The sequence below is a fragment of the Pseudomonas sp. GW821-FHT12A04 genome, from assembly GCF_058807755.1.
The window spans coordinates 1-24,978 of sequence record NZ_JBXAQZ010000013.1 but is presented as its reverse complement, the minus strand read 5'-3'; the positions used below and the strand labels follow the sequence as shown (position 1 = coordinate 24,978).

General features: G+C 59.8%; 25 protein-coding genes and 1 pseudogene. 13 read left to right on the top strand and 13 right to left on the bottom strand.

All coding sequences use genetic code 11. The annotated features are described in order from the left end of the window. Positions 1 to 32: 32 nt before the first annotated feature. The 3 genes and pseudogenes from AC1RS8_RS20385 to AC1RS8_RS20375 all read left to right on the top strand — a co-directional run bounded on the left by AC1RS8_RS20385 (position 33) and on the right by AC1RS8_RS20375 (position 3,612). A complete protein-coding gene (locus tag AC1RS8_RS20385; protein ID WP_218496908.1) occupies positions 33 to 962 on the top strand; it encodes a LysR family transcriptional regulator in 930 nt (309 codons plus the stop codon). A 261-nt stretch (positions 963 to 1,223) separates the two neighbouring features. Next, positions 1,224 to 1,486 (top strand): annotated as a pseudogene (locus AC1RS8_RS20380) (MFS transporter); the annotation flags it as partial. Positions 1,487 to 1,500: 14 nt separating this feature from the next. Then, entirely contained in the window at positions 1,501 to 3,612 is a 2,112-nt protein-coding gene (locus AC1RS8_RS20375; RefSeq protein WP_489339961.1) for a TonB-dependent receptor, read from the top strand. A 44-nt stretch (positions 3,613 to 3,656) separates the two neighbouring features. Here AC1RS8_RS20375 and AC1RS8_RS20370 read toward each other — a convergent pair whose 3' ends face one another. Genes AC1RS8_RS20370 through AC1RS8_RS20360 form a run of 3 tightly spaced genes read right to left on the bottom strand, consistent with a single transcriptional unit; the run spans position 3,657 to position 5,517 of the window. After that, the gene (locus AC1RS8_RS20370) at positions 3,657 to 4,199 is read right to left on the bottom strand and encodes a DUF2937 family protein (RefSeq protein ID WP_489339960.1); all 543 of its coding nucleotides are present in this window, start codon (positions 4,197 to 4,199) and stop codon (positions 3,657 to 3,659) included. An 11-nt stretch (positions 4,200 to 4,210) separates the two neighbouring features. Then, on the bottom strand, positions 4,211 to 4,987 hold the full coding sequence (locus tag AC1RS8_RS20365; protein WP_090453698.1) for a class II glutamine amidotransferase: 777 nt from the start codon (positions 4,985 to 4,987) through the stop codon (positions 4,211 to 4,213). Between the two features lie 32 nt (positions 4,988 to 5,019). Then, positions 5,020 to 5,517 (bottom strand): MFS transporter, encoded by a 498-nt coding sequence (locus AC1RS8_RS20360; protein WP_489339959.1) that lies wholly within the window; start codon positions 5,515 to 5,517, stop codon positions 5,020 to 5,022. Between the two features lie 213 nt (positions 5,518 to 5,730). Here AC1RS8_RS20360 and AC1RS8_RS20355 point away from each other — a divergent pair, with 213 nt between their 5' ends. Both AC1RS8_RS20355 and AC1RS8_RS20350 read left to right on the top strand, forming a co-directional pair. Next, positions 5,731 to 7,785 (top strand): S9 family peptidase, encoded by a 2,055-nt coding sequence (locus AC1RS8_RS20355; RefSeq protein ID WP_057715998.1) that lies wholly within the window; start codon positions 5,731 to 5,733, stop codon positions 7,783 to 7,785. 217 nt (positions 7,786 to 8,002) lie between these two features. Further along, positions 8,003 to 8,476, top strand: a complete 474-nt coding sequence (locus AC1RS8_RS20350) for a Crp/Fnr family transcriptional regulator (RefSeq protein ID WP_057715999.1) — start codon at positions 8,003 to 8,005, stop codon at positions 8,474 to 8,476. On the opposite strand, the gene AC1RS8_RS20345 is transcribed toward AC1RS8_RS20350, so the two are convergent. Further along, the gene (locus AC1RS8_RS20345) at positions 8,473 to 8,763 is read right to left on the bottom strand and encodes a hypothetical protein (RefSeq protein WP_057716000.1); all 291 of its coding nucleotides are present in this window, start codon (positions 8,761 to 8,763) and stop codon (positions 8,473 to 8,475) included. The genes AC1RS8_RS20350 and AC1RS8_RS20345 overlap by 4 nt on opposite strands. Before the next feature lie 95 nt (positions 8,764 to 8,858). Between AC1RS8_RS20345 and AC1RS8_RS20340 the strand changes: the two genes are divergently transcribed. The 4 genes from AC1RS8_RS20340 to AC1RS8_RS20325 all read left to right on the top strand — a co-directional run bounded on the left by AC1RS8_RS20340 (position 8,859) and on the right by AC1RS8_RS20325 (position 11,089). Next, entirely contained in the window at positions 8,859 to 9,545 is a 687-nt protein-coding gene (locus AC1RS8_RS20340; protein WP_489339958.1) for a spermidine synthase, read from the top strand. Positions 9,546 to 9,595: 50 nt separating this feature from the next. Next, positions 9,596 to 9,967 (top strand): YajD family HNH nuclease, encoded by a 372-nt coding sequence (locus AC1RS8_RS20335; RefSeq protein WP_007898702.1) that lies wholly within the window; start codon positions 9,596 to 9,598, stop codon positions 9,965 to 9,967. A gap of 193 nt (positions 9,968 to 10,160) precedes the next feature. Then, positions 10,161 to 10,631, top strand: a complete 471-nt coding sequence (locus AC1RS8_RS20330; protein ID WP_007993783.1) for an RNA methyltransferase — start codon at positions 10,161 to 10,163, stop codon at positions 10,629 to 10,631. 80 nt (positions 10,632 to 10,711) lie between these two features. Further along, positions 10,712 to 11,089, top strand: coding sequence for a YgaP family membrane protein (locus tag AC1RS8_RS20325; RefSeq protein ID WP_057716002.1), 378 nt, complete (start codon positions 10,712 to 10,714; stop codon positions 11,087 to 11,089). Positions 11,090 to 11,217: 128 nt separating this feature from the next. Here the strand turns inward: AC1RS8_RS20325 and AC1RS8_RS20320 are convergent, their stop codons facing one another. Next, the gene (locus AC1RS8_RS20320) at positions 11,218 to 12,447 is read right to left on the bottom strand and encodes a hypothetical protein (protein ID WP_489339957.1); all 1,230 of its coding nucleotides are present in this window, start codon (positions 12,445 to 12,447) and stop codon (positions 11,218 to 11,220) included. 35 nt (positions 12,448 to 12,482) lie between these two features. Beyond that, on the bottom strand, positions 12,483 to 12,932 hold the full coding sequence (locus AC1RS8_RS20315) for a YcgN family cysteine cluster protein (protein ID WP_008015986.1): 450 nt from the start codon (positions 12,930 to 12,932) through the stop codon (positions 12,483 to 12,485). A 164-nt stretch (positions 12,933 to 13,096) separates the two neighbouring features. Between AC1RS8_RS20315 and AC1RS8_RS20310 the strand changes: the two genes are divergently transcribed. Next, the gene (locus AC1RS8_RS20310) at positions 13,097 to 13,690 is read left to right on the top strand and encodes a nitroreductase family protein (RefSeq protein ID WP_340314871.1); all 594 of its coding nucleotides are present in this window, start codon (positions 13,097 to 13,099) and stop codon (positions 13,688 to 13,690) included. A 123-nt stretch (positions 13,691 to 13,813) separates the two neighbouring features. Here AC1RS8_RS20310 and AC1RS8_RS20305 read toward each other — a convergent pair whose 3' ends face one another. The 5 genes from AC1RS8_RS20305 to AC1RS8_RS20285 all read right to left on the bottom strand — a co-directional run bounded on the left by AC1RS8_RS20305 (position 13,814) and on the right by AC1RS8_RS20285 (position 19,744). Next, positions 13,814 to 14,746 (bottom strand): D-2-hydroxyacid dehydrogenase, encoded by a 933-nt coding sequence (locus AC1RS8_RS20305; protein WP_102671295.1) that lies wholly within the window; start codon positions 14,744 to 14,746, stop codon positions 13,814 to 13,816. Between the two features lie 119 nt (positions 14,747 to 14,865). Next, positions 14,866 to 15,159, bottom strand: coding sequence for a YcgL domain-containing protein (locus AC1RS8_RS20300; protein ID WP_057716006.1), 294 nt, complete (start codon positions 15,157 to 15,159; stop codon positions 14,866 to 14,868). Further along, positions 15,156 to 16,289, bottom strand: coding sequence for a ribonuclease D (rnd, locus tag AC1RS8_RS20295; protein ID WP_090453691.1), 1,134 nt, complete (start codon positions 16,287 to 16,289; stop codon positions 15,156 to 15,158). Before rnd ends, AC1RS8_RS20300 begins: the two co-directional genes overlap by 4 nt. A gap of 232 nt (positions 16,290 to 16,521) precedes the next feature. Then, positions 16,522 to 18,171 (bottom strand): phosphoethanolamine transferase, encoded by a 1,650-nt coding sequence (locus AC1RS8_RS20290; RefSeq protein ID WP_489339956.1) that lies wholly within the window; start codon positions 18,169 to 18,171, stop codon positions 16,522 to 16,524. 190 nt (positions 18,172 to 18,361) lie between these two features. Next, the gene (locus AC1RS8_RS20285) at positions 18,362 to 19,744 is read right to left on the bottom strand and encodes a glutamine synthetase family protein (protein ID WP_057716009.1); all 1,383 of its coding nucleotides are present in this window, start codon (positions 19,742 to 19,744) and stop codon (positions 18,362 to 18,364) included. A 498-nt stretch (positions 19,745 to 20,242) separates the two neighbouring features. Here AC1RS8_RS20285 and AC1RS8_RS20280 point away from each other — a divergent pair, with 498 nt between their 5' ends. The 3 genes from AC1RS8_RS20280 (at position 20,243) to AC1RS8_RS20270 (ending at position 23,410) form a co-directional block, all read left to right on the top strand. After that, on the top strand, positions 20,243 to 21,427 hold the full coding sequence (locus tag AC1RS8_RS20280; protein ID WP_489339955.1) for a cyanate transporter: 1,185 nt from the start codon (positions 20,243 to 20,245) through the stop codon (positions 21,425 to 21,427). Between the two features lie 13 nt (positions 21,428 to 21,440). After that, on the top strand, positions 21,441 to 22,358 hold the full coding sequence (locus tag AC1RS8_RS20275; protein WP_489339954.1) for a DMT family transporter: 918 nt from the start codon (positions 21,441 to 21,443) through the stop codon (positions 22,356 to 22,358). Positions 22,359 to 22,471: 113 nt separating this feature from the next. Continuing rightward, positions 22,472 to 23,410 (top strand): LysR family transcriptional regulator, encoded by a 939-nt coding sequence (locus tag AC1RS8_RS20270; protein WP_489339953.1) that lies wholly within the window; start codon positions 22,472 to 22,474, stop codon positions 23,408 to 23,410. Between the two features lie 3 nt (positions 23,411 to 23,413). On the opposite strand, the gene AC1RS8_RS20265 is transcribed toward AC1RS8_RS20270, so the two are convergent. Both AC1RS8_RS20265 and AC1RS8_RS20260 read right to left on the bottom strand, forming a co-directional pair. Further along, complete coding sequence (locus AC1RS8_RS20265) at positions 23,414 to 23,779, bottom strand: 5-carboxymethyl-2-hydroxymuconate Delta-isomerase (protein ID WP_090453683.1); 366 nt, start codon at positions 23,777 to 23,779, stop codon at positions 23,414 to 23,416. A 58-nt stretch (positions 23,780 to 23,837) separates the two neighbouring features. Continuing rightward, a complete protein-coding gene (locus AC1RS8_RS20260; protein WP_150815309.1) occupies positions 23,838 to 24,764 on the bottom strand; it encodes a LysR substrate-binding domain-containing protein in 927 nt (308 codons plus the stop codon). Between the last annotated feature and the right edge of the window lie 214 nt (positions 24,765 to 24,978).

Here is a 24,978-nt window from a genome sequence, read left to right as displayed (position 1 = left end):
AACCCGCCTTAGACATAAGAAATCTTTATCCCATGAACCTGAAGTTTCTCGAGACCTTTGTCTGGGTCGCCCGACTCAAGAGTTTCCGCCTGACCGCCGACAAGCTCTTCACCACTCAGGCCTCGATTTCCAGCCGCATCGCAGTGCTTGAAAGCGAGCTGGGGGTAAAGCTGTTTCTGCGGGATTCGCGCGGCGTGAGCCTGACGCCCGAAGGCCTCAAGGTGCTCGATTACGCCGAGCAGATGATGGACACCATGCAGGCGCTCAAACAGTCGATCGAGACCCGCTCGAGCAAGGCCGGACGGGTGCGCATCGGCGTGATGGACACGGTGATCCATACCTGGCTCAGCCCGTTGGTGGCGCAGATGACCGATCACTACCCGCTGGTGGAAATCGAACTGGTGGCCGATACCTCGCTCAACCTCTGCGATCAGCTGCAAAAAGGCTTTCTCGATGTGATCCTGCAGACCGACCTGCTGCGCCAGGAAAGCGTGCGCAGCCTGGAACTGGCCAGCCACCCCATGGGCTGGATTGTCGCCAGCAACTCGATCTACAACCGCAATTACACGAACGTCGCCGAACTGGCACGTGAGCGGATCATCACTTATTCGAAAAACTCCCATCCGCATCAGGAAGTGCTGGCGCTGATGCAGGCCAATGGCGTCATGACACCGCGACTGAACTGCGTGAATTCGGTGTCGGCCATCACCCGTTTGTTGCGCGACGGCTTCGGCATCGGCGCATTGCCACCGGTGCTGGTGGCCGAGGAACTGGAGCGGGGGGAATTGACCTTGCTGGCCATCGACCAACGCCCGCCCAACCTGCAAGTGGTGGTGTCATGGCGGGTTGGCGCGGAGTGGGTCGAGGAGATCGTGACGTTGTGCCAGCACGTGGTGGAGCGGTATGCGCAGAAGGTAGGCGAGCACTACATGGTTTTGAGTAAACCCTTGGCCAGCCTCTGAAAAGGAGCGCCCCACAGCACAAGAAGCAATTACTATCATTTGCATTAATATTTTGAAAATGTATTCTCTGCGCGCATTCAGCTAAACCACTGTCCAGAAGGAATCGGACTTGATGCGCGCTTTCACGCAAAGACAGCAGCAACTGCTCTCACACTGGAGCGAAGCCTTCGGCACTCAGGCCTTCCAGTCTCGCCGCATCACCCCCGACCATTTGAGCTATACCCCGGCGCCCGCCGCGCTGCGCTGCCTCCAGCGTCCGATCCTGCTTACATCTTGCGTCTCATCGAGAGCGTTGCCTGGCTCTGCGCCTTGACACTGGCGGCCACGGCACTGGCTTACGAATGGCTGGGGGTTCTCGTCTCCGGGGCATCTGGCAAGGCGCACTGTTCCCCATCACCTAGGCACTGATCGCCAACACCGTGTTTTCAAGCCAGCAGGGTTTTGCCCTCGGGATCCGCCGGGTGCGCTCATTCACCTCCACATCCGGCCCCGCAAAGTTACCTAGCCACACTTATCACGACTAAAAAAAGACCACCTCATGACCCGAACCAAACTTTCCTTGCTGATTCCGCTGCTCGGCTCCGTCAGCGTCCAGACCTGGGCCGAGGACACCGACCAGCAACCCGGCACATTGAACATGCAAGCCACCGTCGTTTCCGCGACTCGCAGCGAAGCGAGCATTGCCTCGATTCCTGGCTCGGTCCAGGTGATCGACGAACAACAGATCCGCGAACAGAGTGGTGCCGGGCGTCGGGTCTCCGACATTCTGGGGCAACTGGTTCCCGGCCTGGCGCCGTCCAGCGGCGGGATGAGCAACTTCGGCCAGACCCTGCGCGGGCGCAACATGCTGGTGTTGATCGACGGCGTGTCGCAGAACGCCACGCGTGACAACTTCCGTCAGCTCAACAGCATCGCACCGGCCAGTATCGAACGCATCGAGGTGGTTTCCGGCGCCAGCAGCATTTACGGTGCCGGCGCCTCAGGCGGCATCATCAACATCATCACCAAACGCAATCAGGGTCAGGACCTTGCCTACAGCAGCAAACTGGGCCTGACCAGCGGCAACAACCTCAACAGCAAGGGTTTCGCCTACGAGGCCTTTCAGAGTGCGACCGGGCGCAAGGATGCCCTGGACTGGTACGTGTCCGCCGACCTGACCCAGCGTAACGATCAGTACGACGGCAACGGCAACCGCATCCCTCAGGACACGTCCCAGGGCAGCAACATGGACACCGAAACCTATGACCTGCAAGGTCGTTTCGGTTACGAACTGGATGCCGACAAAAAACTCAGTCTGTCGCTGCAGGACTACAAGGATCAGCAGGACACCGGCTACACCAAAGACCCGAAAAACTCGCAGCAAGCCGTGGCGGTCAAAGGGCTGAAACTTGATGACCAACCCTATACCCATAACCAGGCGGCCAACCTCAACTACACCGACAACGACTTCTACGGCCAGGGCCTGCAACTGGAAAGCTACTGGCGCCGGGCCGACGCGCTGTTCTTCCCGGACCTGTCGCGAGGCAAGGCCGGGATCGCCGACAACAACAGCGTGCAGGATGTCTACGGCCTGCGTGCGGCCATCGACACGCCTTTGCCGGCCATCGGCAGCGCCACAGGCCACCTGGTCTGGGGCGCCGACTATGATCACGAACGCTCCCGCCAACGCGGTGACCAATACACCCTCAAAGGGCTGACCTACACCAAGACCGGCACCACCTACGAGATGGGCCCGGATATCGAAACCACCACCAAGGCGCTGTTCGGGCAGATGTCCTGGGATATCGGAGACTGGACCCTGCGTGGCGGTGTGCGCCGCGAATGGATCGAAAGCGAGGTCTCCGACAGCATCGCCTACGGTCAGATCGTGCAGACCGGCGTACGCGCCATCCTGCCCGGTGACACCCTCAAATACGACGCCACGCTCTATAACCTGGGCGCGGTCTATCACCTGAGTGAGCATCAGGACGTCTTCGCCAATTACAGCCAGGGCTTTTCGCTGCCGGACATCCAGCGCTTCCTGCGTGACGTGAGCAGCACCTTCGACATCCAGAGCCTCAACGCCCAGGCCATCAAGGTCGACAGCTATGAGCTGGGCTGGCGCGGTGACTGGGACCGGTGGCAGGCCGACGTCACCGTCTATGAAAACACCTCGGACGTGACCCAGTTCTACGATGCCAATAGCCGTGTCTTGCGTCTGATCAATCAGAAGGAGCGGGTTCGCGGCATCGAAAACAGCCTGACCTACCGCGCGACCGATCACTGGTCGGTGGGTGGTACCTATGCCTGGGCCAAGGGCGAGACCCAGCAGAACGGGAAATGGATCGATCTGCCGGCAACACGCATTTCACCGGCCAAAACCACGCTGTTCGTCGGCTACACCGAAGACGACTACAGCCTGCGCCTGCAAGGCATGCACCTGTCCAGTTACGACGCTGCCGCCAAGGACAACAACGGGCGCGACATCGAAGGCTATACGCTGGTGGACCTGCTCGGCTCCGTGTACTTGCCGGTCGGTCGCCTGGAAGGCGGGGTGTACAACCTGACCAACCGCACGTACGTCAACCTGTTCGCTCAGGCCAACGCCAAAGCGCCATACCCCAACGCCGAAGGCCGTACCTTGAGCATGAGCTATTCGATAGATTGGTAATCAACCGAGGAGCCGGCTTGCCGGTTCCTTGACGTTCGCCGGGGTTACAAACCGCGTAAATCCCGCTCTTCGATCGGCCGGCTCTGGCGCAGACGCTTGCCGCCCAGCACCACCCAGTCGATCAGTCGGAACAGGCACTCGATCCCGAACGACAGCAGCAACGCGCCGCTCATGCCCCAGACCATCGCTTCGGGCGTCAACAGGATCTGGTAGCTGTAGCCATTCCAGGTTTCCTTGCGGATGTCCGGATCAGCAGCCAGCACCACTTGCAGGAAGCGGATGTACCACGGGCCCTGCATCGCCTGGAATTGCTTGTCCAGCGCCACCTGACGGGTCAGCAGGTTGCCCAGGCTGTTGGCGTCGCTGCGAAAGATCGGGTCTTCGCTGGCGCGGTAATGCGCGACCAGAGCCTGCATGTCACCCTTGAAGAACTGATTGGCGGTGTTCTGGAAGCCGCTCAGACTGGCCTGCGCCTCGATCAGGTGCGCCTCGACCCGTTTGGTGTAATCGCTGATGAAGCCCGGTACCTGGACACCGATCAACAGGCCCGCCGCAAACAACACCAGCCGTAGATAACTGAGCAACATGCAAGGAGTCCTTATTCGGTCTGGCCCTGGCTGACGCATTCGCCGCGTCGCCACAGGCTCCATTGACCCGGTTCGTAACGGGTCCAGGTTTCGTTTTCGGTCAGGGGTTCGGTGGCAATGACGGTCACCACATCGTTAGGCGTGGTTTCGGCCTGAAAGTCGACGATCACGTCGACATCCTTCAAGCGTGCCGGGCCAAACGGTGCACGACGGGTGATTTGCGCCAGCTTGGTCGAGCAATAGCAGAACAGCCAGTCACCGTCGCTGAGCAGGCAGTTGAACACGCCTTTGCTGCGGTATTCGGCGCACGCTGCCACCAGGTCAGGCAGCAGCTCTTCGACCTCGACCGGCTCGGGGAACGCCGCACGCACACGGTTGAGCAAATCGCAAAACGCTGCTTCGCTGTCGGTATCACCGACCGGGCGATAGAAACTGGCCACTGGCTGGAAATCCGCCAACTGGCCGTTATGGGCGAAACACCAGTTGCGCCCCCACAGCTCACGGACGAACGGATGCGTGTTGGACAGGGAGACCTTGCCGACGTTGGCCTGGCGGATGTGCCCGATCACCACTTCGCTCTTGATCGGATAGCGCTGCACCAGGTTCGCGACCTCCGACTCGCAGCTCGCCGCCGGGTCCTGGAACAGCCGCAGTCCACGGCCTTCATAGAAGGCAATGCCCCAGCCATCGCGGTGCGGGCCGGTGCGTCCGCCGCGCTGCATCAGCCCGGTGAAGCTGAACACGATATCGGTCGGGACATTGGCGCTCATGCCCAATAACTCACACATGCTCGGACTCTCGCTCAATCGCAGGGGCAAGGTTACAGACGGGGTTCGACTCGCATCCGCTGAGGGCTGCTCGGCACGGGCGGACGACCGTAACGATCATCGCCGGCACCGCCGAACGGTTGATCGTCCTCGGGCTCGTCGGCACGGACGGCGGCTTTGGCGGCGGCAGCCTGTTCCCTGCGGGCATTGGAGGCACGCTCGATGGGGAAACGGATCGCCACCAGCACCAGATAGAAGCCGAACGCGATCATGCCGTACATGAACAGATCGGAAATCGCCCGCCAGGCGTTGTTGCCGACCTTGAACAGCAGGTCGAGCGCGGTAATGGCGAGAGCCGGTGCGATTTTGTCCTTGACCGGGTCGATGATGGTCGGGCTGAACAGCAGCACGACCATCGCCAGCCGTAGCGGCTCACGCAGCCAACGCCACATCCAGCGGGTCAAGCGCATCCACACCAACAGGCAGCCCAAAGCGGCGAAGGCGTAGAGGCCCCAAGCGATCAGATAGTCGTTCTCGGTCATGGTGTCCATGGCAAGGCAGGCAAAGAGGCGCTTATGATAACGGCTTTTCGCCCATCAGGCTGCATCAATGCCTTCGGTCAAGACATAGAACCCTGTGGGAGCGAGCTTGCTCGCGATGGCGGACTGACAGTCAACATTGATGTTGGATGTACTGGCCTCATCGCAAGCAAGCTCGCTCCCACAGGCTCCAAACCTATTCCGTACACTGCTCGAGATCCCTTCATGCCCCTATCCGCCAACATTCACGACGCTCCGATTGCCCACAAGGCTGAAGGCTCCGACCCGTATGCCTGGCTGCAGGAGCGCGACACCGAGGCAGTGCTCGACTACCTGAAAGCCGAAAACAGCTATCAGCAAGCGCAAACCGCCGACCAGGCCGCATTGCGCGAAACCCTGTTCCAAGAGATCAAGGGGCGGATTCTCGAGACCGATCTGTCCCTGCCCTCGCCATGGGGCCCCTATCTGTATTACACCCGCACCACGGCAGGCGATGAGTACGCCAGGCACTACCGCTGCCCGCGTCCGGCCGATGACAGCCTGACCCTCGACGAAAGCCGCGAACAACTGCTGCTGGACCCCAACGAACTGGCCAAGGGTGGTTTCTTTTCGCTCGGGGCGTTCAGCATCAGCCCGGACCACCAGCGTCTGGCCTACAGCATCGACTCCAGCGGCGAGGAGATTTACACGCTGTTCGTGAAGGAATTGTCCGACGGCCGTGTCAGCGAGCTGGAATTCCAGGACTGCGACGGCAGCATGACCTGGGCCAACGATAGCCTGACGCTATTCTTTGGCGAACTGGATGACACCCATCGTCCGCACAAGCTGTATCGCTATCGACTGGACGGCACGGCGGCCGAAGAAGTGTTCCATGAGCCGGACGGGCGCTTCTTCATGCATTGCTACCGTTCAAGCTCCGAGCAGCAATTGCTGCTGTCCGTGGGCAGCAAGACCACCAGCGAAGCCTGGGTGCTTGACGCCAACCAACCGCAGCACGCCTTTGCCTGCATCGCGCCACGGGTCGAGGAGCATGAGTACGACGTCGATCACGGCGTACTCGACGGTCAATGGACCTGGTTCATTCGCAGCAACCGTGACGGCATCAATTTCGCCTTGTACACGGCCGTCGATACCGGCGCCGCGCCCACCGAAGCCGACTGGCAGAACCTGATCCCCCACAGCGACACGGTGATGATCGACGGCATCAGCCTTAACACCGGGGCCATGACCCTGAGCCTGCGGGTTGGCGGCTTGCCGGTCATTGAAGTCCACCCACAAAGCCTGGCGCCTTATCGTGTGCAACTGCCGGATGCGGCCTACAGCCTGCACGTGCAAAACAGCCTGGAGTTCGAAAGCGACCGGATTCGCCTGCGCTACGAAGCGTTGAACCGTCCGGCGCAAATCCGCCAGCTTGAACTGGCGACCGGCGAGCAGAAAGTCCTCAAGCAAACCCCGGTGCTCGGCCCGTTCGATGCCGACGCCTACGTCAGCCAACGCCTGTGGGCCACGGCGCCGGACGGCACGCAAGTGCCCATCAGCCTGGTGATCAAGCGCGCAGACCTGGGCAAACCCGTGCCGCTGTACCTCTACGGCTATGGTGCCTACGGCGAAAGCCTCGACCCGTGGTTTTCCCACGCGCGCCTGAGTCTGCTGGATCGCGGCATGGCGTTTGCCATTGCCCACGTGCGTGGCGGCGGCGAACTGGGGGAAGCCTGGTATCGCGCCGGCAAGCAGGAGCACAAGCACAACACCTTCAGCGACTTTATCGCCTGCGCCGAACACCTGATCGCCCAAGGCTTCACCACTGCACCGCAGTTGGCTATCAGTGGCGGCAGCGCCGGTGGCTTGCTGATCGGCGCGGTGCTCAACCAACGGCCGGAGCTGTTTGGCGCCGCCATCGCCGAAGTGCCGTTCGTCGACGTACTCAACACCATGCTCGACCCTGATCTGCCATTGACCGTGACGGAGTACGACGAGTGGGGCAACCCTGAAGAGCCGGACGTCCATGATCGGATCAAGGCCTACGCCCCGTATGAAAATGTCACCGCGCAAGCTTATCCGGCAACCCTGGTGATCGCCGGTTACAACGACAGCCGCGTGCAGTATTGGGAAGCAGCCAAGTGGGTGGCGAAATTGCGCGCGACCAAGACCGACAGCAATCCCCTGCTGCTCAAGACTGAATTGGGTGCCGGGCATGGCGGGATGAGCGGTCGATATCAGGGATTGCGTGACGTAGCACTCGAATATGCATTTTTGTTCAAGGTTTTGGGCATGGCCTGAGGAACCCGGGCCGATGAACCGGTCTTAATTCCACACACTGGTAGCCGATACAACACCAGTACCCTGTGGGAGAGAGCTTGCTCGCGATGGCGTCAGCACATTCAACATTACCGTTGCCTGTGAAGCCGCAATCGCGAGCAAGCTCGCTCCCACAAGGGGTTTTCGGTGACTTCAAATTCGAGCCAGTAACAGACACAACAATAAAGACCGTGACGACATGTCTGAACCAACCTTTCTGAACAACGAAATTCGCGACTGGCTGATGGATTGCGGCCTGTTCAATCAACTGCAGCCAGCCGACTTCGCCGCGGCTTCGGGCTACTTCAGTATCAGCACCATTGCCCAGGGCGAGGAAATCTTCCAGGAGGGCGATGCCGGCAGTTTCATGTGCATCATCCATACCGGTCAGGTGGCGGTGCAGAAAACCAACGCTGACGGGCAGCGAGTTACCATCGCCACGTTGCGCAGCGGCCGCTCGTTCGGTGAAATGGCCGTGCTCGACGGCGAACGGCGCTCGGCCAGTTGCGTGGCCGCAAGCAACTGCCAGTTGCTCAACCTGGGCAAGGACTCGCTGGAAAAGATGCTCAACGACGCACCGAAAATCGCCGCCAAGATCATCCGCGCCCTCGCCGTGTCCCTCTCCAAACGACTGCGCATGGCCGACGGTCAACTGCTTTCGCAGCAGGTCTAGCCGCCCGGCGATTTGGTTTTCGGCGGATTGGGCTCCAGGCCCGGTATCGGCTGGTCCTTGATCGGCGGGCTGGGCATTTCAATCGGCACCAACGGCGGACCGCTACTGCCGGGGCCGACTTTAGGTAAAGGCGCCGGGCTGATTTGCGGGTACGGCGTGGGCGTCGCGGTGCCGGGCGAACCGGGTATCGGCGCGGGGCTGACGGGAATCGATTGCAGCTGTTGCGCCTGCACTGCAGTTATCGAGAGCGCGGCCAGGGCAATGACCGTTAGAATGGTGCGCTTCATCAATGGCTCCGTTGGCCTTGTCGTCATAAACAGGCTACTCCCAACTGCGTCTGTTTGCCCTCCCGAGTTCTGCCAATTTTCTTCAAGTGAGCCCCATGAAACGTTTCGTTCTGCTGGACACCACCCCCATCCCTGAAAACGGCGGCGCCCTGTGCCTGTTCGAATACGGCGAGGATTTTGTCATCAAGATCCAGGGCGGCGACGGCGGACAATTGATGAACACGCGCATGCACGGCTCCGAAGATGCCCTGGCCGAGATCCCGTGTCGCAAGGTCGCCGGCCGACCGGGTTCACGGGTGCTCATCGGCGGCCTGGGCATGGGTTTCACCCTCGCTTCGGCGCTCAGGCACCTGGGCAAGACTGCCGAAGTGGTGGTCGCTGAATTAGTGCCTGGCGTCGTGGAGTGGAATCGCGGGCCACTCGGCGAGAAAGCCGGAAACCCGCTTCAAGACCCGCGGACCGTGATTCGCATGGAAGACGTGGCCAAAGTCCTGCAGGCCGAGCCCCAGGGTTTCGATGCCATCATGCTCGACGTCGACAACGGTCCCGAAGGCCTGACTCAGAAAGCCAACAGCTGGCTTTACTCCGCCGCAGGCCTCAGTGCCTGCGCCAAGTCCCTGAGACCAAAAGGCGTGTTGGCCGTCTGGTCGGCCAGCGCTGACCGGCAGTTTTCCGACAAACTGAAAAAGGCGGGTTTCAAGGCCGAGGAAGTGCAGGTCTTCGCCCACGGCAACAAGGGCACCCGCCACACCATCTGGATTGCCGAGAAGCTCAAGGGCTAGGCTAAACTTCACCCTATAACCGTCATTAGTCTTTCTACAAAGGTGAACCCATGAGTTCGTCCACCCCGACCAACACCTCGAAGCTGGATCGCATCCTCGCCGACAACCAGCGCGACAAGGAAATGGGCTACCGCGACAAGGCCCTGAAGATGTACCCGCACGTCTGTGGCCGCTGCGCCCGTGAGTTCTCCGGCAAGCGCCTGAGCGAACTGACCGTGCACCACCGCGACCACAACCACGACAACAACCCGCAGGACGGCTCGAACTGGGAGTTGTTGTGCCTGTACTGCCACGATAACGAACACTCGCGGTATACCGACCAGCAGTATTTCGACGAAGGCTCGCTGAGCACGCCGAAAATCGCCAAGGCCACGCACAACCCGTTTGCGGCGTTGGCGGGGTTGATGAAGAAAGAAGACTGAAGATTTTCAGCGCCTGATCCGGCCTCATCGCGAGCAAGCTCGCTCCTACAGTTGACTTTGTAAACGACACAGATCAAATGTGGGAGCGAGCTTGCTCGCGATGGCAATAGCCCTGCCACCGCCAATCTCCAAACTGACCGCTGCCGCCCAATCCCCGTATAATCCCGCTTTTTTCCCGAAAGGCACCCCGCTCGTGGCAGACAAACGGTACAGCTGCATTGGTTTGTATAACCCCAAATCACCGGAGAACGTCGGTTCGGTGATGCGCGCCGCTGGCTGTTATGGCGTGGCGTCGGTGTTTTACACCGGCAAGCGCTATGAGCGCGCCGCCGACTTCGTCACCGATACCAAGCGCGTGCACTACGACATCCCGCTGATCGGCATCGACGACCTGAAGAAAATCCTGCCCCTCAATTGTGTGCCCGTCGCCGTGGAACTGGTCGAGGGCGCCCGCCCGTTGCCGGAATACACCCACCCGGATCGCGCGCTCTACATCTTCGGCCCGGAAGACGGATCGCTGGATAAAGAGATTCGCGACTGGTGCGAAGACGTGGTCTACATTCCGACCACCGGTTGCATGAACCTGGCCGCCACGGTCAACGTCGTGCTCTACGACCGCATGTCCAAGGGGCTCAATACCCGCTCCGGGCCAAAATTCCGCTGAATCGCCACACATCCGATTGAACGAGCTGCCCGCCCAGGCTGTCAGTTTGACTATCGATCACTGAAGCCTGGAGACAGACCATGAGCGAACTCAAACCCGTCGAGCGTATCGAATCCACCCCGTTCCAGAGCCCTTCCGAGCAAAACGTGCAGGGCTGGGAACGCATTGGCTCCCTGGCCGGTGGCGTGGTGATGGTGGGCAAGGGACTGCGGCGTGGCGGGATCTTTGGCCTGATCCAGGTGGCCATCGGCGGCGTGGCCCTGGCGCGTGGAATTACCGGTCACAGCTCGGCGAAAAGCCTGCTGGAGAAAAGCCGTCAGGACATGAACAACGTGCGGGCGAAAATTCAGCGGGCGGGTGAAGAGTTGAAGACGCTGAAGGCCAATGCCGAGGCGGCGACCAAAACCGCAACCGTTACCGGCAATGATTCCTTGAAGTCGCCGAAAGCCGGGGTTTGAATCGGGATTTGCGCTGAAGCCACTGGCCTCATCGCGAGCAAGCTCGCTCCCACAGGGTTATGTGGCGCTCACAACATTTGTGTTCACCCCCAATCACTGTGGGAGCGAGCTTGCTCGCGATGACGGACTCACTGAAGCAAACCGGTATCAAGGACTTTGGAAGAGTCGCCAATAACACTCTCCGACAGCTGCACAAAGTCCTTGGTATCAACGTTATCCAGCCGCATCGCCCCGCGCAGCACATCATCGAGCGAACGCTTGTTGTGGGTTTTCAGGCGAATCTCGCGGTCCAGCTCCTGCAGCAACACCACCGCCCTGGCCAACTGCGTCGAGCTGATCCGCTCACCGCGCAGCGTGGTGACTTTCTGGCTGATCTTGACCAATTTGCGATGCAGGCTCTCGTAGCGCTCATCGCTCATGCCGCCAGCCCGACGCACCAGTTCGATGGCGTAATACTCAGCAAAGCCCTCACTGATCCAGTCACTGCGCCGGGTGCCTTTGACACGCCCGAACACCTGGGCCAACTCACGGACCAGGGCACTGCTGCCGCTTTCGCTGACCACCGGCAGACGACTGTTGAGGTAGATCGACTCGTGCGCCGACTGGCTGCCACGCCACATTGGATCATTGGCCCCGACGATCAGCAGTTTGCCCGGGTGTCGCGGATACAGCGCCTGCACTTGCGGCCAGACGAAGGTCAGCAGCGTCAGCACATCCATACGGCGCATGCCCTGCCCCAGCGGCGAGGCGACTGTGACTTCGGTCTCGCCCAGACGAGTGCGGCGACTGCCGAGCTCACCTGCGAGCATCCAGCCGGTAGGCCGGTCGAACAGTCGGGAAGGGTTATCGATACGGAATTTATTCGGGCCGATTCGTGGCCAAGCGGTTTCAACGCTTTTCCAGCCACCGGGCAGCTCGAACTCAAGACGTGAAACCAGCTCGATGCCGTCCTGTTGATCGAGTCTGGCAGCCGGCACCAGATTGTCGCCGCGCATCAACGCCCAGCTTGGCGTCATGCGCGTGTCGAAGCTGCCGCTCTTGCGCCCGTGGCTGATACTCACGCGGTAGGTCAGGCTGGCCTTGTCCGCAGCCGGACGCCAGACACCGCGCGCCGCTTTGCCGGGGGTCAATTGCCATTGGCCGTCAGCCTTGAAATCGCTGTAGTGGCTGCCGTCGCCAAGATCGAAATCCAGGCTGCGTACCGCCGAGCCCTGGGCGAGCGTCAGGCGCACTTCGGCCTGATCGCTCTGCGGCAACAGGCGCACGTGGTAATCCAGATTGACCTTGTTCGCAGCCCATGCCGGCGAATTCACGGCCAGTAATCCAAGGATCCACGCCTGCCGCCATCCCACAGCCATACACACTCCTTCGTGAAACGTTGAACCTCAGGCAATCAGCCTGCGCGGAAAATCAGATGATCTTCCCAATCATCTTCCGGCACGCTGCCTTCGGCGAGCATGCGCCCGGACTGGGAAATCCGCTCGTGATGAACGGCATCGCGATCACCGCACACCAGGTGATGCCACAACGGCAGGTCCTTGCCTTCGCTGACCAGGCGATAGCCGCAGGTCGGTGGCAGCCATTTGAATTCGTCGGCCTTGCCCGGTGTGAGCTGGATACAGTCCGGCACCGAGTCACGGCGGTTGGGATAGTCCGTGCACTGGCAGGTTTTCAGGTCCAGCAACTTGCAGGCGATGCGCGTGTAATAGACGCTGTTGTCGTCTTCGTCTTCAAGCTTTTGCAGGCAGCACAATCCACAGCCGTCGCACAGCGACTCCCATTCCTCCTGATCGAGTTGATCAAGGGTCTTGCGTATCCAGAACGGTTCTACTTTGGCGGCCATGGTTCGAGTATCGACATCAGGTGGTGAAAAGGCCGCCAGTCTAGTGCCCGCAGCTCCGCGGGCCAAGCACTGGCGACTGTCGGTACACCGGGCTTGTCAGTTTTTGCGCTGCCAAGTAGGGTTTTGTGTTGCTCCCACTTTCAAACGTAGCCAGGAATCTCTAGATGAGTGCCAACCCACGCGTTGCCGATTACGCCATTCACCCTCAGTTCACCGATCGCTGGTCGCCCCGCGCCTTCACTGGCGAAACGATTCCGGAGGAAACCCTGCTGAGCTTCTTCGAAGCCGCCCGCTGGGCACCCTCGGCCTACAACTCGCAACCCTGGCGCTTTCTCTACGCACGTCGCGACACGCCGAACTGGGAGCGTTACCTGGGCCTGCTGAACGAATTCAACCGCAGCTGGGCGCAACATGCTTCGGCCCTGGTGATCGTGATTTCGAAAACCACCTTCGCCGTGCCTGGCGCCGCCGAAGAAACCCCGGCCCTGTGGCACACCTTCGACACCGGTTCCGCCTGGGGCCACCTGGCCTTGCAAGCGAGCCTGAGCGGCTGGCACACCCACGGCATGGCCGGCTTCGACCAGGAGCTGACCCGCAAGGCGCTGAACATTCCTGAAGGCTACGCCCTGCACGCCGCCGTCGCGGTGGGCAAGCTGGGGGACAAGGCGAGCCTGGCGGAATATCTGCAAGCCCGTGAAGAACCCAGCCCGCGTCGTCCGTTGAGCGAACTGGCGGCCGAAGGTGACTTCACCCTCTGAGCCATACTGAAAATCCCTGTGGGAGCGAGCTTGCTCGCGATAGCGGTAGGACAGTCAATATTGATGTTGAATGTACCAGCCTCATCGCGAGCAAGCTCGCTCCCACAGTTTTTGATGGTGTGTTCAATACCCGCGATCGAAATCCACTTCCCCGCGCAACGCCTCTCCCGCCTCATAAGCCCGCAGGTTCTCGACAAACAGCTTCACCATCATCGAAGGCGAAGTCGGTGCCGAGCTGTGGCCGGTCAGCAGCAGGCCCCAGGCCGTCCAGAACGGATGACGCTGGGGCAAGGGTTCCTGACGGCACACATCGATCACTGCACCCGCCAGGTGCCCTTCCTTCAAGGCATCCACCAGATCCGCATCGACCACCGCCACTCCGCGCCCGGCGTTGATGAACAACCCGGTCGGCTTGAATTGCTTGAACAGCGCCGCGTCGTAGACATCGTGGGTGTCCGGCGTGTTCGGCAGCAGATTGACCACGTAATCGACTTCACCGACCAGCCGCGGCAAATCCGCCATCGAACCAACTTCGATAAACGGTGCCTGCTCCCGTGCGCTGCTGGCAACACCATACAGTTCGACGCCAAACGGCACGAGGAACTGCGCGACACTTTGACCGATATCACCGGTGCCGACGATCAACACCCTGCGCCCCGCCAGGCTCTGGACCTGGCGACTGTCCCACTTGCGCTCGACCTGGCTGACCAGTCGCGCCAGCACTTCACGCTCATGACCGAGCATGTACGTGAGCACGTACTCGGCCATGACCTGGCCAAAGATTCCGACTGCACGGGTCAGCCGATAGTGCCGCGGCAAGCCATCGGCCAGCAGCGGAGTGATGCCTGCCCAGGTCGATTGCAGCCATTGCGGTTGATGGCCCTGGCGTAACAGGGTCGCCAGCAAATCAGGCTGGCCGAGCCACACCGGGCAATCGGCGGCCTGGCTGGCCAGTTCGGCGGAATCACCGCTGGTCAGTACCTCCAGGTCCGGTGCCGCCTCGCGCAACAGTTGGGCGTACACGGGGTGGTCGTGTTCAGCAATCAGGACGCGCATGCTTCAAACCTTTCAAAAACAGTGCAGACGGCCGCCGACAGAGCAGTGCTCCGTCGATGCTGCCATCGCTAAAATCAATCAGTGTTTCATAACCACTCTGAACAGAGTCTGTCTGCCGCTCACATCGGATCGTTGCGACGCAACAACTCTTCCGGCAAGTGCTCGATGTACTCGTCTTCGGCAGGCGGCATTTGCAGGTGATAACCCTGTTTCTCGAGGTTTTCCAGCACGACCGTGATGTCCTCGCGCGACAGCTTGCGCTCGGGGCTCAGCACCAGGTCGAACGCGTGGATGGCCTTGCCGAAGGCTGCCATCAGGGTATCCGGCACGCGCTCCAGAGCATCGCTCTTGAGCACATACAGGTACATTTCGTTTCTTTTCGAGCTGCGGTAGATGGAGCAAATACGTTTCAAGGCTGTTCTCCGGCGGTGGCCAGGCTGTCGAGCAGCGCCTGGCCCATCAATTCGCGGCGCCAGCCACGCAGCGAATCAGGCAATTGGTAGGGACCATTGGGGAAGCCGCTCTTGAGCAGCGCTTCCAGGGTTTTCTTGCGCAGCATCAGTTCCGGCGCGATGTTCAGACGCTCGGCTTCGGCCTGGCCTATGGCCTTCATTTGTTTGAGCAGCGCAGCAGCATCCACCGGCAACGGCTCCGGCACGGCTGGCGGCCATTGATCAGGCGACACACTGCCAGAGCGCTTGATCAGATCAAGCAGAAACTCGCCGTCCTGACGCACGGTACGTGGGTGCATGTCTTCGATTTTCGCCAGGGCACCGAGGTTATCGGGCTGCGTTCGCGCCAGCGGCCACAACGAATGCTCGCGGATGATCCGGTTGCGCGGCAGGTCGCGAGCCCGGGCTTCCTTTTCACGCCAGGCACAGAGCTCACGCAAAACGGCGAGTTGGGCGCGAGACAGCTTCCAGGCCAGCTTGGCATCGCGATAGACCTCGTACGGGTCGATCTCGCGGCGCAGGTTGGCCACCAGTTCGGCGCCATCTTCCAGGACCCAGGCGTATTTCTCGTCGGAAAGCTTTGGACGCAGTTTTACGAAAACTTCAGCCAAATGCACGGCATCTTCGGCGGCATAGCTGATCTGGGTTTCGGAAAGCGGGCGTTGCAGCCAGTCGGAACGGGTTTCCCCCTTGGGCAGGTCGATGCCGAGCACTTCCTGCACCAGCCGCGAATAACCCATGGAAAAACCAAGGTTCAGATAAGCGGCAGCCAGTTGCGTATCGAACAGCGGCGCCGGCAGGCTGCCGGTCAGGCGTAGCAGGACTTCGAGGTCTTCGCTGCACGCGTGGACAACTTTGACCACCGCAGGGTTTTCCAGCAAAGCGGCCAATGGCTGCCAGTTGTCGATGGTCAACGGGTCGATCAGATAGGCGCGAACGCCATCACCGATCTGCAGCAGGCCGGCGATTGGGTAGAAGGTGTCGACCCGCATGAATTCGGTGTCGAGGGCAACGAATGGCAACTGTTGCCACTCGGCACACAACCGTCCGAGGCTATCGTTGTCGCGAATCCAGTGAATATCGATGGCCACACGGCTCTCCCTTGAAGAATGGCGCGCAGTATATATCGCCCCCGGCGATTTCCGCGCATCCACTGAACAAGAGCATTAGCGAAAATTACTGCGTGACATAAAGAATAGTCCTACAAAGCCGAGCTAGCTGGTCTTACCCAGCACCTGGAACCGTCGCGAGAATCACCGTGTTAGGCCAACACCGGTCAAAAACCAGGTCGACGGCCGCCGCGTGAAACAGAGTCAGAGGCGATCAATCCTTGGCCAACACGCCGTCGGTCACTGGACGACGACATCCGGCAAACATGTCCAGATCCTGGTGGTAGACCTTGCTGTCGACCTCCAGCAGCCCAAGCATCGAATGGAACAGGTTGTCCTGGCTGAGGGACTTTTCACGGCTCTGTTGCAAGCAGCGGGTATCTAGCGCAAACGACTTTTTATAGCTGTCGGAGAACCAGGCAAACATGGCGACATGCTTTTGCTGCTCCGGTGCCAGCATGTAGGGCGTGCCGTGGAGGAACAAGTTGTATTCACCCAGGGACTCGCCGTGGTCCGACAGATACAGCATCGCGGTATCCACTTTGTCCTGGTTGCTGCGCAGCAGATCGATCAAGGTCGACAGTACATGGTCGGTATAGACCAGGGTGTTGTCGTAGCCATTGACGATACTTTCGCGACTGCAATTGTTCAGGGCATTACTCTCGCAAACCGGGGTGAAGCGCTCGAACTCTTTCGGATAACGCTTGAAGTACTCAGGGCCGTGGCTGCCCATCTGGTGCAGTACCAATACCGTGTCCTTGTCCAGGGTATCGATGAAATGCTGCAGCCCTTGCAGCAGGATTTCATCGCGGCATTCACTGTTGGCGCACAGCGCCGGGTCCTTCAGATTGCTGACGTCCTGAAGGGTGACGCGATCGCACGTACCTTTGCAGCCTGACTGGTTGTCACGCCAGATCACGTCGATACCCGCATGCTTGAGCACGTCCAACAGGCCTTCTTCGTTCTTTGCCTTGCTGGCGTTGTAGTCCTTGCGCCCCATGTTGGAGAACATGCAAGGCACCGATACGGCGGTTTCAGTACCGCAGGAGTGCACATCGGTGAAAGCGATCAGGCCGTCTTCCTTACTCAGCTTGGGAGTGGTGTCGCGGCTATAGCCAAGGATACCGAAGTTCTCCGCCCGGGCACTTTCACCCACGACAAGTACCGTCAGGGATTTGCGCCCGTGAGTTTGCCAGGCTGGATTGCGCCGGGCATCTTCACCGAGCTTCACAAAAGGTTGATGTGCAGACGCAACCTGCTCGCGCAAGAAGCCAGCCGAGGCACCAATGTAGTTACTTGGCACCACCATCAGGCGTAACTCGTGGTGATTGCGAAACAACGAAGACAGGCCTTGATAGTTAACCAGTGCAACTCCACCAATGACTGCTGCCGAGGCAAAAGTCACCAAAACTTTACTGAGCAGTTCACGGTGCCAACGACGATAATTAATCGGTGTCTTCCACAACAGCCAGGACGGCAAAACGCCGAGCAGTAAAATATAAACAAACAATTTGAGTGACAGCAAGTCACGCACTTCCGTTGCATTGGTCTCGGCGAAGTTACGCAACATGCCGGTATCGATCAAAACACCATACTGGCTCATGAAATAAACCACGCCCGCGCTGGTCATGAACAGCAGGGTCAGAAGCGGCTTGAGCACCGGCCGGAATGCCAACAGGGTCAGCACAATGTTGAAGGCCGCGAAGATCATCACCCCGAAGGCCGCGCGCATGACGATGCCTTTGCCATCGGATGCGGTGATTTCGAACAGGTGCTGCCAGAGTACAAAATTGAAGCCAACTAACAAAAGTGCACTGGCAATCAGTGTCACCCATTCGGGGCGCACGGCTTTAATATTAAGCATGATATTTGGCGGATCCTGAAAATAAGTGTCTACGGCAAATGTGAAAATTTCATTTACCGAGACAGCTCTAATTTTAGGAAGCCAACAATCAATTTTTTGTGAAAAATAAGCCAACAATTAGTTGGCTTATTAAGTCCGTCTGACACTTTCAGACTATTTGAGAATGGTTCAGCCCCGATTCAGATTCGACTCAAGCCTGATGCAAGTACCAGCGCCAGTCCTGTTCACCGACCTCCCCCATGAATTGACGATACTCAGCGCGTTTCACCGCCAGGTAGACGCCGAGGAATTCACCGCCGAAGGCTTCCCTGGCCCAACTCGAACCTTCCAGTGATCGCAAGGTGGTCAGCCAGTCTGTCGGCAACAGTTTCGTGGCCTGGGCGTAGCCATTGCCTTCCACCGGCGCACCAGGATCGAGTTGTTCGCGGATGCCACGATGAATACCCGCCAGAATCGCCGCAGCCGCCAGATAGGGGTTGGCATCTGCGCCACAGATTCTGTGTTCGATGTGCCGGGAATACGCAGGCCCGCCTGGGACACGCAAACTCACGGTGCGATTGTCCACGCCCCAGGTGGCCGCCAGGGGCGCATAGCTGTTGGCCTGGAATCGACGGTAGGAGTTGGCGTTGGGGCAGAACAGCAACAGCGAATCGAGCAAGGTACTGAGCATGCCGGCGACGGCCTGCTTGAGCAGCGGCGTTCCATCCGCAGCTTCGCTGGCGAAGAGGTTGTTGCCGTCCTTGTCCGCCAGGCTCACGTGCATGTGCATCCCGGTGCCGGCGAGGTCATCGAAAGGCTTGGCCATGAAACAGGCTGTCATGCCGTGCTTGTGCGCCACGCCTTTGACCAGACGCTTGTAGCGTACCGCTTCATCCATCGCCTGTAGTGCGTCGGTGCGGTGTTCGAGGGTGATCTCCACTTGCCCCGGCGCGTATTCGGAAATGGCCGTGCGCGCCGGAATCCCCTGGAGTTTGCAGGCACTGTAGAGATCGGCCAGGAACGGTTCGATCTGTTCAAGCTCGCGTAAACCATAGACCTGGGTGCCGTATGGACGCCCGCCATCGACATCCCGTGCCGGTTGCGGCCGGCCATTGCTGTCGCGTTGCTGATCCAGCAGGTAGAACTCCAATTCCGCCGCCATGACCGGGTAATAACCGTCTGCCTGCAAACCCTCGATGACCTTCGCCAGCAAATGACGGGGATCGGCAATAGTGGCGGGCATTCCCTCCGTTGGGTGCATGCTGACCTGCACGGCCGCGGTCGGTATCAGACGCCACGGCATACGCGTGAGGCTGCCGCTGATCGGGTAGGCCCGGCAGTCGATATCACCGACATCCCAGACCAGCCCGGAGTTTTCCACGTCATCACCGTTGATGGTCAGGCCGAGGATGGTGCTCGGCAATGGTCGCCCGCTTTCATACACCGCCAGCAACTCGTCACGATGCAGCAACTTGCCCCGCGGCACACCGTTGTTGTCGAGGATGAACAGCTCGAACATTTCAATATCCGGGTTCTGCTCCAGAAAGGTCAGGGCTTCTTGCCGGGTGGCAAACGAGGTCGTGGCACAACTCATGGGAACTCTCTTTTTCCGTGTCAGACGGGTACGCAAAAGCACCCGCACTTTAATCCCGCCATCAAGCGGAACAGGTAGGAACAATCAGCGGAAAAAGCAGGAATCCGGCGGGCGCGCATGGCGGCAATGCCACAGCGCCCAAAAAGCCAGTTCAGAAGGAAGTGCAGAGAGGTTTGGCGCGGTGGCAGGCGTGAATCGACGACCAAGGCTCGACGCTCGAACGCCGTTGGATGCCTTGCAGTGGATTGCGACTGGCCAACCGTCCATAGAGAGAACCGCAGAAAACAGATGACCCGCAGCGTCACACGATGGCTTAAGTCGTTAAATCAGGATTTGAAGAACCTTGGATGTCGTCTGGCTAAACATTTGGTGGTTTTGTGCTGCCTTCTGTGGGGAGAAGGCCTGTATTTGATTTCTAAATACCACCCCGGACTTTCTGATTTGCGCCCTTCGGGCCTCGTGCGCCTTAATCGCGTGCCTGTTCATCAAGGTCCGATCATGGAAAACACCCGAGCCACTTCCCGCCCTGCCCTCTGGCTCATGTTCAGCATTGTCCTGGTTGCCCTGAACCTGCGCCCTTCCATGGCCGCTGTCGGGCCGCTGCTCTCAGCGATTCGCGACGACATTGCGCTGAGCTTCAGCCAGGCTTCACTGCTGACAATGTTGCCGGTGACGGCCATGGGGCTGGCGATGTTTGTCGGCCTGCGCGTCAGTCAGCGATTCGGCGATCAACGCACGGTAGTCTTCTCATTGCTGATCATCGGCGTGGCCACGCTTTCGCGGTTGTTCCTTGATTCAGCCCCGCAGTTGCTCCTCAGCGCGGTGCTGGCCGGTGTCGGGATCGCCCTGATCCAGGCCCTGATGCCAGCATTGATCAAATCCCGCTTCAGCGACCACGTAGCCCTGTGCATGGGGCTCTACGTCACATCGATCATGGGCGGTGCGGCCATGGGTGCCTCCTTTGCGCCGCTGGTGATGGAACGTACCGGCAGCTGGCGTATGGGCCTGGCGATCTGGGCCGTTCTCGCCGTGCTGGCATTGCTCTTCTGGCGCAGCCAAAGCGCGGGGATGCCAACACTGGATTCGAGGGCATCCGGCAAAGGTTCGTACTTTGCCAATTCCCGCGCGTGGTTACTCGCGATTTTCTTTGGCCTGGGCACTGCGTCCTACACCTGTGTTCTGGCCTGGCTGGCGCCTTACTACGTAGAAAAGGGCTGGAGCGAGCAACACGCCGGATTGCTGCTCGGTTTTCTGACCGCCATGGAAGTGCTGTCGGGTCTGTTGACGCCCGTCATCGCCAACCGCAGCCGCGACCGCCGCGTCGTGCTGATGGTATTGCTGACACTGATCATCGCCGGTTTCTGCGGACTGATTCTGAGCCCACGGCATTTGAGCCTGCTGTGGCCATGCCTGCTGGGGCTGGGCATTGGCGGCCTGTTCCCGATGAGCCTGATCGTATCGCTGGATCACCTGGACAATCCATTGCGTGCTGGCGGCCTGACCGCATTCGTGCAAGGCATCGGCTACTTGATCGCCGGCCTGTCGCCGCTGCTGGCGGGGATCATCCGCGACCAGCTCGGCAGCTTTGAATGGGCCTGGTGGTCGCTCACGGCGGTCATGGCGCTGATGATGCTGATGGTTTTGCGCTTCAACCCAAGGCACTACGCCCGCCACATCCATTGACCCGGAGCCTGCCATGAAAACCACCGTTTTCGCCGTCGCTCACGCCAGCATGCTGCTTTGGGCCTTGTTGATCGCCGCATCGTTTTCCGCGGCGGCGCAAGTCAGCCAGGCCATCGACCCGATCCTGCTGACGGGTTTACGCCTGCTGTTTTGCGCTTTGGTGTTTCTGCCGTTGTTGCTGCTCAAAGGCGATGCCGTCATGACCGCCCGCGCACTGTTTGGTCACGCGGTGCTCGGCCTGCTGCTGGCGCTGTACTTCGGTTCGCTGTTCGAAGCGTTGCGCTACACCTCGGCCGTCAACACCGGGACGATGTTCACGCTGGTGCCACTGATGACCCTGGGTTTCGAAGCCGTGCTCACACCTGACAGCCGTCTGAAACAACGGATTATGCCGATGCTGCTCGCCGCTGCCGGGGCGGTGTTGTTGATCATGAAAGGCACCCGCCCCGGCGAGTTGCCATCGCCCTATGCATTGACGGTGTACGGCATCGGTTGCTTGGCGATGGCGCTCTACGCCCCCCTCAGCCAGCGTCTGAAAGCCAATAGCCTCAAGGGACGCGGACCGGTGTCCATGACGTTCTGGAACATGCTGTTCGGTGCGCTGTTTCTGCTGGTGTTGTGTGGATTCAGTGGCGGTTGGCGTTCGGCATCATTTCTAACGCTCAACGACTTCTATTGGCTGATGTACCTGGCAGTGTTCGCCACCCTGGCGACGTTCTGGCTGCTGCACCGGGCCATCGGCGTGATCGCGCCGTCCTCAGTGATTTCCTACATCTACCTGAGCACGCTGTTCATCACCTTGTTCCACTGGCTATGGGGACACCAGACGCCGCTGCCGCTGGAAATGACCGGCGCGGTGCTGGTGGGCCTCGGCATGTTCGCGCTATTGATGTCCAGCCGCCGCGCCGTGTCGGCGATGGTCCAGGGCTGACACGGCCTTGGGCGAAACGTCCTGCAAGGCATTCTCCCTGCTCGCCCATTCCGCTAGGATAATTCACCACCCTTGCACACGGTCAGCGCAAGGGACGCAGTGAGATGGAATGGATGCTGAACAGTAATTCGCTTAGAAAGCTCGACATGCAGGACCTCATGGTATTCGTCGCCGTGCATGAGCAGAACAGTGTCACCGACGTATCCGAGACGCTTTGCGTCAGCCAGTCCACCGTGAGTTACTGCCTGAAGAAATTGCGCACCAGTTTCGAGGACGAACTGTTCATCAATACTCGCACCGGCGGCATGCAGCCCACCGGCAAGGCCAGCGCGATGTACCCTCACGTGCTGAAAATCCTCGAAAGCATCAACCTGTGTCACGCCGGCTTACCCACGTTCGACCCAGGCCTGCAACCCGTGACCTTCAACATCTGCGCCCCGGAGTATTTCGAGCAACTGATCCTGCCGCGCTTGTTGAAAACCTTCGACCTCGCCGATCTTCCGGTGATGGTCAATGTGTTCAAACTCCAGGCCGATATCCCTGCCCAAGCGTTGCGCGAAGGCAGCCTCGACCTGGTGATGTGCTTCGGCCCGAACTTTCATCGCAGTCACGTCGATTTCAAATCGCAGACGCTGCTCGAAGATGACCTGGTGTGTGTTTTCGACAAACGCGCCACGCCGGCAGAACCACGCTTGAGCCTGCAAACCTATGTCGAACGTCGACACGTGTTCCCGACACCCTGGACGTCCGCCACCAACATGGTCGACGGCTGGCTTGCGCAGCAGGCACAACAGCGCCATATCGTCGCACGCGCCAACAGCTACAGCGCAGCGCTGAAGCTGATTACCGGCACCGACTATGTTCTGACCCTGCCCCGGCGCATCCAGCGACTACTGGCCAGTGCAGACACCTTCGATCACTGTGAAGCCCCCGCTGGCCTGCCGGGTTTCACCCTCGACATGCAGTGGAACCAGGGTGTTGATCAGGACAGCGCCAACACCTGGCTGCGAGCGCAAGTGATCCAGGCCTGCTTCGAGCAGGAAACGGCCTGATGCTCAGTTGCTGATGGCGGTCTTGCTGTAGGAATCGCGATCGATGTCGAGAATTTCCACGCACAACTGGACTTCAACGCCGCTCGGCCACTCACACACGTCCTGCACCACCGCCAGCAGGCTTTCAGACAGCTGTTTCTTGATCTGTGCGGAACGACCACTCAACAGTGCCAGTTTCACATGCACGAACGCCCGTTCAGCCAATGCGGTACCGACCTTGAACGCCTCGACCCTGATCGCGCGGCTCTTGATGTCGAATTCGGCAGCAAACTGACCGGAAGCCACCAGCGTATTGTTCAACCGCATCAATGCCACTTCGGCATTCAGATCAGTCAGGTTGGCGGTGTATTCCATGTGCAGGTGAGGCATGAGTGGGTTCCTGTAAGTGGGGTGGAAAGGTCGTACATATAACACAGCGCCACCCTGTTCATTCGGGCAGCGGCAATACAGCACGCTCACTCATGAACGCCTCCAGGCGCGAACGTAACCAGCGCTCGGCAGGGTCGCTATCGACATGGCTGAGCCAGACCATGGATAGATCCAGGGTCGGTGTCTTGAAGGGAAAGGGTTCCTTGAACAGCATTCCCGATGCAGCCATCGCCTCAGCGGTGTAGTCAGGCAGGCTGGCAATCAGGTCGGTGCCGGCAAGCAGGGCCGGCAATGCACTGTACTGCGGCACCGAAAGCACCACCTGGCGTGTGCGACCGATATCCGCCAGCCACTCGTCGGCATAGCCACTGACGTTGGCGGTATGGGACACCAGCACGTGCGGTCGCGCGCAATATTCATCGAGGGTCAGCGGTGTATCAGAGGCATCGGCGCGCAAAATGCTGGGCTGGATGTGTCGCAACAACTTGCGCTTGGCATTGGCCGGCAAGCCACGGGTCTGGCTGATACCCACCGTGATATCGCCGGCTGCCAGCAAGTCGGGAATCCGCCAGTAATCGACATGCTGCACCACAAACACCACGTTGGGCGCTTCCTGGCGCAGCGCTCGCAGCAATGGCGGCAACAACCCGAACTCCACATCGTCGGACAACCCGATGCGGAACGACATCGTACTGCTGGCCGGGTCAAAATCATGGGTCAGGCTCAAGGCCACGGACAAGGAATCCAGCGCCGGCGACAGGTGCCTGATGATCTCCTCGGCCCGTGCCGTCGGCTCCATGCGATGGCCAACGCGTATGAACAGCGGATCATTGAACATCGCACGCAAGCGGTTGAGCGCCGAACTGATGGTCGGCTGACCGAGAAACAGCTTCTCCGCCACCCGAGTGACATTGCGTTCGAGCATCAGCGTTTCGAATACCACCATCAGGTTGATATCCGCCTTGCGAAGTTCATTGCGATTCATCCACTGCCCCGATCCAAAAAATCTGCTGACAGTTTAGGTAGCTGGTGCGACTGCCGTCTATCCAACACAGGTCCAACAGCCTGATGCGGGCTGTCAGGGGATATTTCGCACTGAGGCCCATCGCGAGCAAGCTCGCACCTACAGGGACGCCAAAAACAAAACCCCTACCTGCATACGCAGATAGGGGTTTCGGAATTTAATCTTGACGATGACC